Below are 14902 nucleotides of genomic sequence, written 5' to 3' on the forward strand. Positions count from 1 at the left end.
CGCACGTCGTGATCGACGAGGAGGCGGTGGCCCGCGTCGCCGCCTCCCTGTCGATCAGCACGAACCGAGCCCGCCGGCTGGCGCACACCGCGCTGCCGGCGGGTTTCGCGCGTTCGGTGGCCGCCGCACCGCGGGCCCTGCTCGTCGAGGGACCCACCGACGTCGCGGTGTTCTCGGCCCTGCTGGACCCCCCGGTGGTGGCCGCCGGGGGGAAGCACGTCCTGCCGCTGGCGGTGGCCGTCGCCCGCGCCCTGGGCTGCGTGCCCGGGGTCGTCCTCGACGCCGACACCCACCACCACCGCGCCCACCGCGGCAGCGAGCGCCTCCTGGACCAGCTGCGGGGGACGGTCGTGCACGTGCTGCCGGTGGACCTGGAGACCGCGCTGGGCGGGTGGCCCTCGTTCCTGCGGGCCCTGTCCCGCACCGGGTCCGGCCTGGGCGCCAAGGACCCCCGCGCCTACGCCGCGGCCGCCCGGGCGGCCCGGCGCGAGGACCTCCCGCCCGACCTCGCCGTGCTGCTCAGCGTGTTCGCCTCCTCACCGGCGGTCTCTCCGCCAGAATCCCCGGTGTGATCCAGCGCGAGGGGACGGACCTGTCGGCACCGCAGGTGGGGTGGCGGGCGGGGGTCCTGGGACTGGGGGTACTGGTGCTGCTCGCGGGCCAGGTCGCCGACACCAACGACTGGTTCCCGCTGGGATCGCTGTCGCAGTACGCCACCCCGCGCGCCGCCGACGGCAGCGTCGTCAGCACCTCGCTGGAGGGGACCACCCTCGACGGCCGGGTGGTGCCGGTGCCGCTGAGCCCGGCCTCGATCGGGATGTCGCGCGCGGAGGTCGAGGCGCAGGGCCAGCGCATCATCGCCGACCCCGGCCTGCTGGGGGTCCTGGCCCGCTCGCGCGCCCGGCTGCACCCCGACGCCCCCGCCCTCAGCGAGCTGCGGCTGGTGCGCAGCGAGCAGCGGCTGCGAGACGCCCGCCTCGTCGGGCCCACCGAGGTGCGGGTCCTGGCGACGTGGAGCGCGCGGTGACCGCGCCCTCCGCCGGTGCCGTCGCCGCGTTCCTCGTCCCGGCGCTGCCGCGGGCCCGGGTCGCGTGGCTGCGGCTGCTGCTGGCGGTGTTCGCCGTGCTGGACGCGACGCTCCTCACGAACCACGTCCTCCCCCACGTCCACGTGCCGGAGTTCTGGCGCCCCACCCTGCTGGGCCGGCTGCTGCACCTGCCGGCCCCGACCGCGCTCACGGCGGGCCTGGCCCTGGCGGCGATGGTCCTGGGCGTGCTGCTGGTGCTGGTGCCGCGGACCCGGTACCTGGCCGGCTGGCTGAGCTCGCTGGGGTACCTGGCGTGGGTGCTGTGGTCGATGGGGTTCGGCTACGTCGCCCACGACCACATGGCGATCGTGGTGGCGGCGGTGGTGCTGCTGACCGCCGGGCGGGCCGACTTCGACGACCTGCGGCCCTCCCGGCGCGCCGGGTGGGCGCTGCGCTGCGTGCAGGTCGCGACGGTCATGACGTACTGCGGGTCCGCGGTCAGCAAGTGGGTGCGCAGCGGCACCCCGTGGGCGTGGGCCAACGGGGCGGTGACGGTGTGGGCGGTGACCCGGCGCGGCTCGGCGCTGGGCGACTGGGTGGGCCGCTTCCCGCAGTTCCTCGTCGTCGTCCAGTGGGTCGTGCTCGTCTTCGAGTTCTGCGCGCCCGTCGCGCTGTGGCTGCGGGGGCGGTGGCTGGCGCTCGCGGTGGGGGCGGTGCTGCTGTTCCACCTCTCGACCTACCTCACCCTGGGCATCCACTTCCTGCCCACCGTCGTGTGCTGGGCGGCGTTCCTGCCGCTGGAACGGCTGCCGCGCCCGCGCGGGGTCCTCACCCCCGCAGCCGCTCGGCGAGACCCGTCGCGCGCGCCAGCGGCCGGCTGACCGCGGCGGCCACCGCCTCGGGCGAGCCCACGACCCGCACCCGCACCTTGGCCCGGGTCAGCGCCGTGTAGAACATCTCCCGCGTCGCCAGCGGGGAGCGCTCCGGGGCCGCGAGCACGGTGACGACGTCGAACTGGGAGCCCTGGCTGCGGTGGACGGTCATGGCGTGCACGGGCTCGACCGCGGCGAGGCGGGCCAGCGGGACCAGCAGCGGCCCCGCGCCGCGCGCGATCGCCGCGACCAGGGTGCCGTCGCGGTCCAGCACGACCCCGGTGTCGCCGTTGAAGACCCCGACGCCGGGGTCGTTGGCGGTGACGATGACGGGCAGGCCGACGTAGCGGCCGTCGGTGCGCGGCTGCACCCCGAGGTCCTCCACGGCCCACCGCTGGGCCAGCGCGCTCCAGTGCGAGACCCCGCGGGTCCCGCGCCGGTGCGCGCACAGCGTCCGGTGGGCGTCGAGGGCGGTGAGGGCGGCGGCGGCGTCCCCGGCGCGGGCGGCCTCGACGACGGCGGCCGAGCGGCGCAGCACCTCGGCGCGCACGGCCTCCAGCGCGGCGCCCGCGACGAGCTCCTCGTCGGGGACCTCGAGGAACTCCACGTCCGGTCCGCCGGCCCGCAGCAGGTCCACGACCTCCTCCGCCGCCCCCCGCCGCACGGCCGCGGCGATCGCGGCGATCCCCCCGCGGTCGGCGAAGCGGTGGGTCCGCCGCAGCAGCGCCACCCCGTGCGGGACCGCGGGCGCGGCACCGGGGGCCGCGCGCTCGGCCGGGGCGACGAGGTCGGCCAGGACGGCGCCGACCTCGACCGAGGCCAGCTGCTGCGGGTCGCCCACCAGCACCAGCCGCGCCCCGGGCCGCAGCGCCGCCAGCAGCCGCGCCATCACCCCCAGCCCGACCATCGAGGCCTCGTCGACGATGACGACGTCGTGCGGCAGCCGGTGCTCGGCGTCGTAGCGGGCCCGCACGGACCCCGGCCGGATCCCCAGCAGCCGGTGCAGGGTGGAGGCGGTGGTGGAGCGCAGGAAGCGCCGCTCGTCGTCGGTGAACCCGTCGGTGCCCGCGGCGGACACGACGGCCTCGGTGAGGCGGGCCGCGGCCTTGCCCGTGGGGGCCGCCAGCGCCACCCGCGGCGGGCCGGGCGAGAGGGCGTGGACGGCGGCGAGCAGCCGGGCCACCGTCGTGGTCTTGCCCGTGCCCGGCCCGCCGCCGAGGACGGAGACCCCGTGGGCCAGGCACACCGCGGCCGCGGTGCGCTGGTCGTCGGCGAGGCCCCCGGGCCAGAGCCGGTCCAGCACCGCGTCGACCGCGGCGGGGTCGTACCCGGCGACGGCGGCGCTGCGGGCGCGCAGGTCCTCGGCGACGGCGAGCTCCTGGCGCCAGTACCGGTCCAGCCACAGCCCGTCGCCGACCAGGTGCAGCGGCGCGGCGGGGCCGGTGGTCTCCCCGGGCGCGTGCTCGACCAGCAGCGGGCTGCGCCGCAGCGCCGCCAGCCACTCCTCGGGGTCGGGCCAGCGCACGGCCACCGTCCCCACCGCCCCGGAGTCCTCGACGTCCTCGGGCACGACGGTCTCGGGCACCTGCCGCAGGTGCAGGACGACCGAGCCGTGGCGCACGGCCCGCACCGCGAGGGCCACGGCGAGCAGGACGCGCTCGTCGTCCTCGCCGGTGACCGCGCCGAGGCGGCGGGCGACGTGGACGTCGGCGGCGTGCAGCAGGCCGAGGTCGTTGAACTCCCGCAGCAGACCGCTCGCCCCGCGGGCCCGGTGCGCAGAGCGGTCCGCGGGGTCGGCCCCCGGGACCGCGGCGGTGGCCGCGGCCGCCGGGGCGCCGGTCGAGGTGGTGGGGGTGGTCACGGGGTCCTCCCGGCGAGCAGTTCGGACAGGTCCACGACGAGCCCGGCGGGCGGTCGCCACGACCACACCCCCGGCGGCACCCCGTCCTCGCCGGCGGGCACCTCCGGCCCGCACATCCCGCGCAGGAACAGGTACAGCACCCCGCCCAGGTGCACGGCCGGGTCGTAGCCGGGCTGGCGCCAGCGCAGGAACCGGTGCAGCGCGACGCAGTACAGCAGGGCCTGCAGCGGGTAGTGCGCGGCGAGCACCGCCTCGTCGAGGGCCTCGCGCCGGTAGTGCCAGGCCGTGAGGATCTCCCCCGGCGCCCCGAGGCGGTTGGTCTTGTAGTCCACGACGAGGAACCCGCCCTCGCGCCGGCGCAGGACGGCGTCGATGGAGCCGGTGAGGTACCCCCGCAGCCCCTCCTCCCCCAGGACCGGGTCCTCCAGGGCGTCGGCGTAGCGGTGCACCGGGTCCCCCGGGGGCAGGTGCCGGCGCAGCAGGCCCGCGACGTCACCCACCCGCGGCCCCGCCGGTCCCGCCGCGTCGCCCCCGGCCAGCGGCATCTCGAAGTCCAGCTCGGCGAGGCGGTCCGCGACGGGGAACCCCTCCAGCGCGGCCCCGCCGGCCAGCGGCCCGAGCCCGGTGCGCAGCACGGGCCCCAGGGCCAGGGCGAGGTCCTCGGCCGGCTGCGGGTCGAACTGCTCGCGCGCCAGCGCCGCCAGGTGGGCGGTCCGGTCGGGGACGGCGGGGTCGAAGCCCTCCAGCACGGCGTGCACGAGGGTCCCGAACCCCGTCCCGGCGGGCAGGTCGGCCATCGGCGAGACCGTCGCGCGCCACCCCCGCGGGTCGTCGTCGGCGGCGGTGGCCCCGGCCGCGTCGAGGTCGACCTCGTCGTCGGTGACGTCGACCTCCGGTCCGGCCAGCACCGCGTGCCCGGCGCCGGGGCCGTCGTGCACCCCGCGGGTCAAGCCGCTGTAGGAGGTGCGCCGCCAGCCGAGGTCCACCGCGCCCCGGAACCGGGCGACGGCCAGGTGCGCGGCGGGCGCCGCGACCGCGGGCAGCCGGTCCTCGGGGGTGCGCAGCGGGACGGTCTCCACCGCCACCGGCCCCCCCGCCGGGAACCGCGACGCCAGGCGCGAGCTCAGGACCTCGTCGCCGGGCACCGGCAGCGACTCCGGCACCGCCAGCGGGTCCTCGGCCAGCAGGAGGCGGTGCAGCGCCCCCTCCTCCGTGTTCTGGCTCGGCGCCCACCACACCAGCAGCCGGGACACCGCGCGGGTGACGGCGACGTAGAGCAGGCGCAGCTCCTCCCCGAGGTCCTCGGTGTCGGCGGCGCGGCAGGCGGCGGCGTAGCCGGGGGCGCCCGGCCCCCCGACGTGCAGCGCGCGCGGCCCGTCCGGGGCGTGCGCGACGGGAAGGCGGTCCTTGGACCCGCCCCCGCCGGGGGCGTCCCAGCCGAACGGGACGCACACCACCTCGAACTCCAGGCCCTTGCTGGTGTGCACGGTGGCGATCTGGACGGCGGCGCGGTCGGTGTCCAGGCGCCGGGAGCGTTCCCGGTCGGCGTCCCCGGCGGCCTCCTCGACCCGGGCGCGCAGCCACGACAGCAGGCTCGACACCCCGCCGCCGGGGTTGAGCGCGGACTCCCGGTGCAGCACCTCGGCGATGTGGCGCAGGTCGGTGAGGCGGCGCTCACCGCCCTCGACCCCGAGCAGCCGTCCCGGCAGCCGGTGGGCCTCGCCGACGACGGCGAACGCCCCCGCCACCCCGCGCTCGGTCAGCACCGCGCCCCACTCGCGCAGCTGCACCGAGAGCTCGTCGGTGGCCCGGTCGCCCGCCGCGTCGAGCTCGGCGGCGCTGCGCCCCACGAAGCTGGACAGCGCGACCCGGCGCACCCGCGGGGCCCGGTGCGGCTGCTCCACCGCCTCCAGCAGGGAGATCCACTCCTGGGCGGCGGGGGTGGCGAAGACGCTGGGGCCGCGCGAGAGCACGCAGGGCACCCCGCGCCGGCGCAGCTCCTCCTGCACCAGCGCCGCCTGGGCGCCGGTGCGGACCAGGACGGCCACGTCCCCGGCCTCCAGGTCGCGCTCGCCGCCGTCGCGGGGCCGGACCCGCAGCCCTTCCCGCAGCACCGCGACGACCTGGGCGGCGGTGTCGCGGGCCACCACGGCCCGCGCCTCGCCGACCGGCGGCAGCCCCCTGCCCGTGGTGGGCAGCCCGTCGCGCTCCAGCACCCGCACCCGCACCGGGGCCGGGTCCGGCGCGCCGGAGCCGTCGACGAGGGCCGCCGCGGCGTGGGCCGCGTCGACGGGGCGCACCACGATCCGCTGCTCCCCCAGGGCCGCGCCGCGCAGCAGCGCGGCCGTCCCCGCCAGCACCAGGGGGTCGCTGCGGTGGTTGGTGCTCAGCGTGGCCGTCGTGCCCGCGACCCCGGCGGCGTCGAGGTAGCTGCGGACGTCGGCCCCGCGGAAGGCGTAGATCGCCTGCTTGGGGTCGCCGATGAGCACCAGCGGCCCCTGCCCGTGGAACGCGGTCCGCAGGACGTCCCACTGCACCGCGTCGGTGTCCTGGAACTCGTCCACCAGGACCACGGAGTACCTGCGGCGCAGCCGTTCGCAGGCCACCGGGCCGGCGACGGGGTCGGTCAGGGCGTCGCGCAACCGGGTCAGGAGGTCGTCGAAGCCGAGGACGCGGCGGGAGCGCTTGCGGGCCTCGACCTCGCGCCGCACCCCCAGCGCGAAGCGCACCCGGAGGTTCTCCGGGGACCCCGGCAGCGTGTCGGGGGGCTCGATGCGCGCGTCGGCCCGGTCGACGGCCGCGCGGGCGATGCGCAGGGCGGTGGGGCGGTCGAAGGGCGGGACCCCCGCCCCCGGACGCACCGCGAACCGCAGGTAGAGGTCGTCGCAGACCTCCTCGACGAGGTCGTCGACGTCCTCGACCAGCGTCGCCGACGGGTCGACGTCGGCGGCGGTGCCGAGGCTGGTGAGCACCTGCCGGCAGAACTCGTGGATGGTGGCGACGGTGGCGGTGTCGAAACCGGCCAGCGCCTCCGAGAGCCGGGCCCGGTGCTCGGCGGCGCGGGCGTCGTCGGCGGCCAGGTGGGCGAGGACCGCGTCGCGCGAGCGGCGGGCCGACGCGGGGTCGGCCAGGGCGTCGCGGGTGGCGACCAGCCGCTCGCGGACCCGGTCGCGCAGCTCCGCGGTCGCCGCGCGCCCGAAGGTGACGACGAGGAGCTGGTCGACGGTCGCGACGCCCTCGGCGACGTAGCGGGTCACGAGCCCCGCGATCGTGTACGTCTTGCCCGTCCCCGCGCTGGCCTCCAGGACCGTCGTGGCGACCGGCAGGGGGCCGGCGAGGTCGAAGACCGCCGGGGCCGGGGTCGCGGCGCTCACCGCTCGTCCATCCGCTGGACCCCCAGCAGGGGTTCCCACACCCGGCGCACCAACCCCTCGAACGTGGTCGGGACGCCCGGGGGCAGGGTCGTCGGCGGTTCCCACCGCACCAGGTGCTCGACGGGTCGCTCCGCACCCCACACGGTCACGTTCTCCTCCTGCCGGTCCTCCTTGTCGAAGGAGAAGTCCGAGGTCCAGGCCCGCCGCGCCGCCCGCAGGCAGGCGTCGGGGGCGCGCCCGCGCCAGGCCTCCTGCGCCCACGCCGCGGCGGTGTCCACCGGCAGCGGCAGCGGGAACCGCAGCCCGACCGCGCGCAGCTCCAGCAGGTCCACCAGCAGGTCCCGGGCCGCGTCGGAGCGCACCGGGCCCAGGGTCAGCAACCCGGTGCTGCCGCGGTCCCCGCGCCCGACGAGGACGGTCCGGAACTCCGTCCCCGGGTGGGCGGCGGACAGCGCGAGCAGCTCGACCCAGGCCCGCAGCGTCTGCTTGCCCTTGATGCGGGAGTAGACGGTGGTGACGGCGACCTCGCCGGTGGCCCGGCCCCCGCCGCGCACCGGACGGACCCCGCGGACGTTGCCGGTCAGGCGCAGCTGCCCGACGCCGGGGACGTCGAGGTCGAGCTCGACGTCGACGCTGCGCGGGGGGGCGGTGTCGAACTCGGCGGCGACCCCGGCGATGGCGTCGACGACCGGGCCGACCTCGCGCAGCACCGCCACCCCCAGCGGCCCGGGCGGCAGGCCGCCGCGGGCGCCCTCCAGCCGCACGACCTCGGGGGCCGCGACCCCCCGCAGCCGGGCCGCGAGCGCGCGGTCGCCCACCGCCCACTTCTGCAGGGCGTCCAGCTGCACGGGGAGCGCGTCGTCGGGTTCCTCCTCGCGGGTGGCGGAGGCGACGTCGAGGCGCTGGCGCAGGAACCCCCGGGCGGGGTGCTGGAGGAACTGCACGAGGGTGTCGAGGTCGAGGTCCGCGGCGGGGGCCGGCGGCAGGGCCGCGGGCAGGAACGGCGGGACGGGGGCGGGTTCGCGGTGCCCGGCGTCGGCTCCGGAGAACGCCGTGCCGTCGTGGCTGAAGGGCCCGTCGGTGCCCAGGGCCCCGGGGGTGAAGTTGCGCCGGTCGGTGGGCTGCAGGGGGTGGTGGACCTCGATGCGCGCGCGCACCCCGGGGTGGGCGGCCTCCAGGGCGTCGAGGACCTCCCCCACCGGCACCGCGGGCGGCAGCACCGCCCCGGTGCGGACGTCGCGCCCGGAGTAGGTGACGACGAGGGCGTCCCGGGCGGAGCGGACGAGGTCGAGCAGGACCTGGCGGTCCTCGCCGCGCGGGTCGCGGTCGCCGACGTGGGGGTCGCGGGCGAGGACGTCGTCGGCGTCGGGGCCGCCCGCCCGGGGGAAGGCGCCGTCGTCCATGCCGAGCAGGCAGACGACGCGGTGCGGGACGGCGCGCACCGGGGCGGGGGTGCAGACGGTGAGGGCCCCGGTGCGGAAGTTCGCCCGCTGCGGGTGCGCGGCGAAGCGTTCGGAGATCGTGGCGGCGACGTCGGTCAGGCCGACCCGCGCGGTCCCGGCGCGGGCGGCGTCGTGGGCGACGACGCCGAGCTCCCGGCGCAGCTGCGCGACCTGCCAGGCGTCCTCGGGGGCGGTGTCGGCGAGGTCGAGGACGGCGTCGAGGAGCGTGTCGCACCAGGCGGCGACGCCGTGCCGGCCCTGCAGGCGGGTGACGGCGGCGTCGAGGCGGTCGAGGAGCTCGGCGAACCGGCCGGCGAGGTCGATGCGGCTGGACTCCACGTCGGCCAGCGGGACGACCGCGCCGAGCAGCCCGTCCTCCCCGGTGCGCCCGACGAGGTCGTCCTCGACGGCGCCGCCGACGGCGACCCCGACGAGGAGGCGGTCCAGCCCGGCCCGCCACGTCCCCTGGTCCAGGGAGCCGAGCTGCCAGGCGCCGCGGTGGCGGGCGCTGAGGCCCCAGTGCACCCCGGCGGCGACGGTCCACTCGCGCAGCTGCTCGAGGTCCTCGTCGTCGAGGTCGAAGCGGCGGCGCACCGGGGCGGCGGCGGCGAGGTCCAGGACCTCGGTGGCGCCGGCCCGCGACTGCGCCAGCCCCAGCAGCCGGACGGCGAGACCGAGCAGCGGGTTGGTCCGCAGCGCGGAGCGGTCGGCGACCTGCACCCGCAGCCCCCCGCCGGGGTGGGAGTCGGTGGCGAAGGCGGCCGAGACCAGCGGGGCGAAGGTCTCGACGTCGGGGCACGCGACGAGGACGTCGCGCGGCTGCAGCGTCGGGTCGGCGTCGAGGAGGCCGAGGACGACCTCGCGCAGCACCTCGACCTGCCGGGCGCGGCCGTGGCAGGCGTGCACCTGCACCGAGCGGTCCCCCGGGTCCGGCCCGGGGGCGGGCTCGGCGTCGCGGGCCAGGGCCGCCTGGAGGGTCCCGAGCAGGGTGGGCGCCGGTTCCGGGGCGGGGTGGTGGACGTCGGTGTGCCCGGGGGCGGCGTGGGCCAGGCGCACCTGCAGCTCCCGCACGTCGCGGGCCATGGACCGCAGCAGCGGGTGGCGGCCGGGGGCGTGGGCCGCCCAGGCCGCGCGCCGCGGTCCCGGGTCCGTGCGCAGCGCCGCGGCGGTGGCGTCCCACAGCGCGGGGCTGGGGTGCTGGAGGAGGAGGTGGACCTCGCGGTGCTCGGCGAGCGCGGACAGCACCCGCAGCCGGCTGGTGGCCAGGCGGGTCACGAGGAACACCGCGAGGCGGGGCCCGAGGTCGCTCAGGGCCGGGTCGGTGCGCAGGGCGGCGCAGGCGTCGTCGAGCAGTTCGGCGGGCGCGGGCAGGCCGACGCGCTCGCGCACGGCGCGGAACACCTCCGGCTGCCAGCGCAGGTCCGCGGGCAGCGGGGCGCCGGGGGCGTCGTCGCGCCCGGCGGCCCAGTCCGCGAGCAGCTGCGGGCGGGCCGCGCCGTAGCGGGCGAACAGCCCCGCCACCCGGGCCGCGGCGGCCGTCCGGCGCACGGGCGGGGTGCCCGGGCCCCCCGGGCCGCCCGGGCCGTCGTCGCCGGGGTGGTGGCGCAGGTGGTGGCGCAGGAGGGCGAACTCCGGGCGCCCGTCGGGGGCGGGGCCGCCGTCGGCGGGGGCGATCTCGTCGAGGACCTCCAGGACGTCCCACGTCAGCGACGACGGCGCCCACCGCTCGACGGCGTCGCCGGTCCCGGGGCGGGTGCGCTCGAGCGCCGCGGCGAGGACCCCGTCGAGCAGGTGCGCCGGGGAGGAGGTGTCCACCCGCGCGCAGATCCCGTCGTCCCCGCCGCCCGCGGCGGGGTCGCCGGCGCCGAGGTGGTGCGACAGCCGCTGCGCGATCCACCGCTCGGTGCCGCGGGCCCCCACGGCGAGGACGTCGGGGGCGAACGGGTCGGCGCCCGGCGCGGGGTCGCGCAGGAGGCCGGCGAGGGCGGTCACCAGGGTGTTCGCGCTCTCGGAGCGGTGGACGTGGAGCACGGGCCCTGTCTACCCGACCGCGCCGACACCGCCGCGCGTGGTGCGCGCGGTGCCGGGGGGTGGTGTGCTGGCGCGGTGCTGCTGTCCCTGCTCGACCGCTCGCGCACCCGCACCGGGCGCGACGACGCCGACGCGCTGCGGGCGACGCTGCGCCGCGCCGTCCACGCCGAGCGGCTCGGCCTGCACCGGTTCTGGGTGGCCGAGCACCACGCGGTGCCCGGCGCGGTGGGGTCGGCGCCGACGGTGCTGATGGCCGCGGTCGCCGCCGCGACCGCGCGGATCCGCGTGGGGGCGGCGGGCGTCATGCTGCCCAACCACGTCCCGTTCGTCGTCGCCGAGCAGCTCGCGACGCTGTCGGCCCTGCACCCGGGCCGCGTCGACGTCGGCGTGGGGCGGTCCCTGGGGTTCACCGCCCCGGTGCGCCGGGCCCTGGGCGCGAGCAGCGCCGAGGACTTCGAGGACCGGCTGGCGGAGCTGCTGGACTGGCTGCACGGGCGCGGCCCGCTGACGCTGCGGCCCTCCGCGCCGGCGCCGCCGGTGTGGCTGCTCGCCACCGGGAACGGCCTGGGCACCGCCGCCCGGTTCGGGCTGCCCGTGGTGGTGGCCGGGCCGCTGCTGGCCGAGCCCGCCCCGCTGGCCCGCTACCGGGCCGAGAGCCCGCCGGGACGGGCGCGGGTCACCGCCTCCCTCGACGTCCTCGTCGCCGACTCCGCCGCGCAGGCCCGGCGGGAGCTGCTGCCGCAGGCGGTGGCGCTGGCCCGGACCCGCAGCCGCGGGGAGTTCCCGCCCCTGCCCAGCCCCGCCGAGGCGGCCTCCGCGCAGCTGAGCGCCCGCGAGCTCGCCGACGTCGAGACGACGCTGGCCTCGGCGGTGCTCGGCGACGAGGCGGAGGTCGCGCAGCGCCTGGCGGACCTCGTGGACCGGACCGGTGCGGTGGAGCTGATGGTGGCGACGACCCTGCACGACGAGGCGGCCGAGGCGGAAGCCGACACCCGGCTGGCGCGGCTGGTCGCGCGGCTGGGGGGCGGGCTCAGAACCGCCGGCTGAGGGAGCGGCGGCGCACGCGCTGCTCGATGCGGTCGAACTCCCGCCGCAGCGGCTGGGAGCAGAACTCGCCCAGCGTCACCCCGGCGGCCAGCGCCAGCGCGGTCCCCACGGCGGAGATCAGCTGCGTCAGCCCGACCGAGGTGGACCCGCCGACCAGGGCGAAGATGGCCCGGTAGATGGCCAGCCCCGGCAGGAGCGGCACGATGCCGCAGATCGAGACGACGAGCCCGGGGACGTTCCACCGCCACGCCGTCCCCTCGGCGAGGAACCCGACGAGCAGGGCGGCGACGCCCGCGGAGGCGATGGGTCCCAGGCCCAGGATCGCGCCGGTCCCGGCGGCGGCGGTCGCGGTCGCCCCGGCCAGCGCGGCGAGCAGCACGGCCCGCCCGTCGGCGTACCCGGACACCGCCCACGCCAGGGCGCAGGCGGCCCCGGCGAGGACCTGGACGAGGAGGGCGGGGGCCTCCCCGGGCGAGAAGCTGAGGCTGAGGGTGATCCCGGCCCGCTGGCCGAGGTCGAGGACGCCGGCGATGCCGAGCACGAGGCCGGTGGTGAGCAGGACCGTCTCGAAGGCCCGGGCCCCGGCGGTGACGTAGAACCCGGAGATCGCGTCCTCGGCGGAGCCGACGAGGGACCACCCGGCCAGCAGCACGACGATGCCGGAGCCGACGACCAGCGAGGGCGGCAGCGGCCCCACCCAGCCCGGCAGGTGCGGCTGCCAGACGAGCAGGGCCAGCGCGAAGGTCGTCGCCAGACCCGCCCCGGCGACCTGCTGGAAGAAGGCGGGCAGGCCGCGCTGGTTGGCGGCGAGCAGCAGCACCTGCAGGAAGCCGGTGACCAGGGCGGCGCTGAGGGCGACGGCCCAGCTCCCGCCGAGGAGGACGGCCACGGAGGCCGCCAGGCCCATCGCCCCCAGCGTGGAGACGGAGCCGCGGTAGGGGCGCCGCTGCGAGAGCAGCCGCTTCAGGCGGGTGGTGATCTCCGCCGGGGGCATGCCGTCCGCGGCGGCGTGGGCCAGCTCGTACAGGCGCGAGAGGCGGGCGTAGTCGGTGGCGCGCAGCCTGACGACGCGCACGGCGGTCAGCGGCTGCCGGTCCGGGCCGGCGGTGGAGACGATGACGGCGGTGAAGGTGATGTCGACCTGGGTGTGCACCAGGCCGGACCCGGCCGCCGCCCGCAGCGTGAGGGCGGTGACGTCGGCGGCCGACGCCCCGGCGGAGAGCAGCGCCTCGCTCATCCGCACCATGGCGTCCAGGACGTCGAGGACGTCGTCCCGGGTCAGGGCGCCCTCGGTGAGGGGGTCGGGGACCGGTGACGCCTCCCCGGCGATGACCTCGGCCAGCCGGGAGCGCAGGCGTCCGGCGGTACGCAGGGCGAGCACGCCCCGACGCTACCGAACCGGTGGCGCCGGCCCGCTCAGCAGAGCAGGGCGAGCTCGTCCCGCACCACGGGGGTGACCAGGTCGCAGCCGACCTGGGCGGTGCCGAGGTCGACGACCTGCCAGGTCCCTCCGACCCGCTGCAGCACGGCGGTGGCGGGGTCGAGGGTGCCGGCCCCGGCGGCGGTGGGTTCCAGCGCCGCGGCCGCCCACGCGGGGTCGCTGCCGGCGACGCGCACGTCGGTGACGGCGTAGTCGCCGGCCGGGACCCCGGCGACGGCGGGGCTGGCGCTCACCGCGGCCCGGACGGCGGTCTCGGGCGCGGTCCCCGGAGCGGCCGGGGTGCCGGCGTTCGCGGTCACCGGGCTGAGCACGGCGACGGCGGCGACCCCCAGGGCGGGGACGGCGAGGAGCGTGCGGACGGTGCTGCGGCGGGGCATGGGTCCAACCTCCGTGGTCGATCGACGGTCAGCAGGTGGGACGCAGCGGGGCGCCGGCCCGTTGCACGTCGGCGGGTCCGGACCTCTGGAGGTGCTGTGGAGATCGTGTGCCCCCGCCCGGGGGCGGGTCAGGACGGGGTGACGACGAGGTCGGCGCGCTCGCGGGTGGCGGCGATGACGCGGGCGTTGGCCGCGTCGCTGCCCAGGGCCCAGGCCCGCGCGGCGGCGGGGTCCTTGCCGAAGGCGACGTGGCGGGCGACGAGGCGTTCCAGGCGCAGCTCCTCCGGCGGCTCCAGGTACCAGGTCTCGTCGATCAGCCCCTCCAGCGCGGCCCAGGGCCCCTCGCGCAGCAGCAGGTAGTTGCCCTCGGTGAGGACCAGCGGGACCTCGCGCGGCACGGGCAGGGCCGAACCGACCGGTTCCTCGATCTCGCGGCGGAACTCCGGGGCGTGCACGACGGCCTCCTCCCCCGACCGCAGCCGGCGCAGCAGCGAGACGTAGCCGCCGACGTCGAAGGTGTCGGAGGCGCCCTTGCGGTCCCGGCGCCCGAGGGCCTCCAGCACGACGTCGGCGTAGTGGTAGCCGTCCATGGGCACGACGACGCACCGCCGCGGGCCGAGGGCCCCGGCCAGCCGGGCGGCCAGGGTCGACTTGCCCGAGCCGGGAGCGCCGACGAGGCCGAGGATCCGCCGAGGTCCGGTGGTCATGGCCCGGGCGCGCTCGAGGAGGTCCTCGAAGGGGGGAGTGCTCATCAGAACACCGGTCCCGGCTCGGCGGCCGGGCCCTCGCCGGCGGCCTCGGCGGCGACGGGGTCGAGCACGGCACCCGCCCACCGCTCGCAGGTCCAGCCGTCCTCGGGGGTGCCGGTGAGGGTGACGACGCCGGTGTTCTCCAGGCCGGTGGCGATGACGAAGCCCGCGGAGAGGTTGCCCACCCGGGCCCCGGCCCAGGTGCGGATGGCGGCGCCGTGGCTGACGAGCACGAGGGTGTCGACGCCCTGCGCGCGGGCGGCCTCGACGGCGTCGGCGACGGCGCGGTCGTAGCGGGCGAAGAAGGTGCGCCCGTCCTCGGCCCCGGGTTCGGCGACGGTGAGGTCGCCGTGCAGCCAGGCCGCCACGACGGCCAGGTAGCGCTGCACCGAGGCCTCGTCGCCGCGCATCTCCAGGTCGCCGGCCTCGATCTCGCGCAGCCCGTCGAGGACGGCGACGCCGAGGCCGAGGTGGGCGGCCAGCGGGGCGGCGGTCTGCTGGGTGCGGACGAGGGGCGAGGCGCTGATCGCCCCCACGCCCCCCTCCCCCAGCTCCGCGACGAGGGCGTCGGCCTGCGCCCGGCCGAGCTCGGTGAGGTCGGCGCCGGGGACGGCGGTGTCGAGCAGGTGCTCGACGTTGGAGGGGGTCTGGCCGTGGCGGACGAGGTGGAGGCGCACCGCC

At 78.5% G+C, this 14902-nt stretch carries 11 protein-coding genes; 4 read left to right on the forward strand and 7 right to left on the reverse strand.

All coding sequences use genetic code 11. The annotated features are described in order from the left end of the window. The first annotated feature begins 8 nt into the window (after positions 1-8). The 3 genes from KRAD_RS06125 to KRAD_RS06135 are packed head-to-tail and all read left to right on the forward strand — an operon-like array spanning position 9 to position 1908. Positions 9-572, forward strand: a complete 564-nt coding sequence (locus KRAD_RS06125; RefSeq protein WP_041291932.1) for a toprim domain-containing protein — start codon at positions 9-11, stop codon at positions 570-572. Next, the gene (locus KRAD_RS06130; RefSeq protein WP_012084664.1) at positions 569-1027 is read left to right on the forward strand and encodes a hypothetical protein; all 459 of its coding nucleotides are present in this window, start codon (positions 569-571) and stop codon (positions 1025-1027) included. The genes KRAD_RS06125 and KRAD_RS06130 overlap by 4 nt, the downstream gene beginning before the upstream one ends. Continuing rightward, positions 1024-1908: a hypothetical protein gene (locus KRAD_RS06135; RefSeq protein WP_012084665.1), complete on the forward strand. Its 885-nt coding sequence runs from the start codon at positions 1024-1026 to the stop codon at positions 1906-1908. Before KRAD_RS06130 ends, KRAD_RS06135 begins: the two co-directional genes overlap by 4 nt. On the opposite strand, the gene recD is transcribed toward KRAD_RS06135, so the two are convergent. Genes recD through recC form a run of 3 tightly spaced genes read right to left on the reverse strand, consistent with a single transcriptional unit; the run spans position 1856 to position 10607 of the window. Then, a complete protein-coding gene (recD, locus tag KRAD_RS06140) occupies positions 1856-3760 on the reverse strand; it encodes an exodeoxyribonuclease V subunit alpha (RefSeq protein WP_012084666.1) in 1905 nt (634 codons plus the stop codon). The two genes, KRAD_RS06135 and recD, sit on opposite strands and share 53 nt — an antisense overlap. Then, on the reverse strand, positions 3757-7134 hold the full coding sequence (locus KRAD_RS06145; protein ID WP_012084667.1) for a UvrD-helicase domain-containing protein: 3378 nt from the start codon (positions 7132-7134) through the stop codon (positions 3757-3759). The genes recD and KRAD_RS06145 overlap by 4 nt, the downstream gene beginning before the upstream one ends. Next, a complete protein-coding gene (gene recC / locus KRAD_RS06150; RefSeq protein WP_012084668.1) occupies positions 7131-10607 on the reverse strand; it encodes an exodeoxyribonuclease V subunit gamma in 3477 nt (1158 codons plus the stop codon). Before recC ends, KRAD_RS06145 begins: the two co-directional genes overlap by 4 nt. 75 nt (positions 10608-10682) lie before the next feature. Here recC and KRAD_RS06155 point away from each other — a divergent pair, with 75 nt between their 5' ends. Next, a complete protein-coding gene (locus tag KRAD_RS06155) occupies positions 10683-11654 on the forward strand; it encodes an MsnO8 family LLM class oxidoreductase (RefSeq protein ID WP_012084669.1) in 972 nt (323 codons plus the stop codon). Here KRAD_RS06155 and KRAD_RS06160 read toward each other — a convergent pair. From KRAD_RS06160 to KRAD_RS06175, 4 genes are all read right to left on the reverse strand, one after another. Beyond that, positions 11638-13035, reverse strand: a complete 1398-nt coding sequence (locus KRAD_RS06160) for a threonine/serine exporter family protein (protein WP_012084670.1) — start codon at positions 13033-13035, stop codon at positions 11638-11640. The genes KRAD_RS06155 and KRAD_RS06160 overlap by 17 nt on opposite strands. Before the next feature lie 35 nt (positions 13036-13070). Further along, positions 13071-13472 (reverse strand): hypothetical protein, encoded by a 402-nt coding sequence (locus KRAD_RS24020; protein WP_012084671.1) that lies wholly within the window; start codon positions 13470-13472, stop codon positions 13071-13073. A gap of 128 nt (positions 13473-13600) precedes the next feature. After that, the gene (locus tag KRAD_RS06170; protein WP_012084672.1) at positions 13601-14224 is read right to left on the reverse strand and encodes a nucleoside/nucleotide kinase family protein; all 624 of its coding nucleotides are present in this window, start codon (positions 14222-14224) and stop codon (positions 13601-13603) included. Beyond that, entirely contained in the window at positions 14224-14898 is a 675-nt protein-coding gene (locus KRAD_RS06175) for a histidine phosphatase family protein (RefSeq protein ID WP_012084673.1), read from the reverse strand. Before KRAD_RS06175 ends, KRAD_RS06170 begins: the two co-directional genes overlap by 1 nt. Positions 14899-14902: the final 4 nt, after the last annotated feature.

Source organism: Kineococcus radiotolerans SRS30216 = ATCC BAA-149 (genome assembly GCF_000017305.1).
Classification (GTDB): Bacteria; Actinomycetota; Actinomycetes; order Actinomycetales; family Kineococcaceae; genus Kineococcus; species Kineococcus radiotolerans.

Coding starts and splice junctions, on each gene's coding strand:
- KRAD_RS06170 (WP_012084672.1), bottom strand. CDS start 14,224: ATGAGCACTCCCCCCTTCGAGGACCTCCTCGAGCGCGCCCGGGCCATG.
- KRAD_RS24020 (WP_012084671.1), bottom strand. CDS start 13,472: ATGCCCCGCCGCAGCACCGTCCGCACGCTCCTCGCCGTCCCCGCCCTG.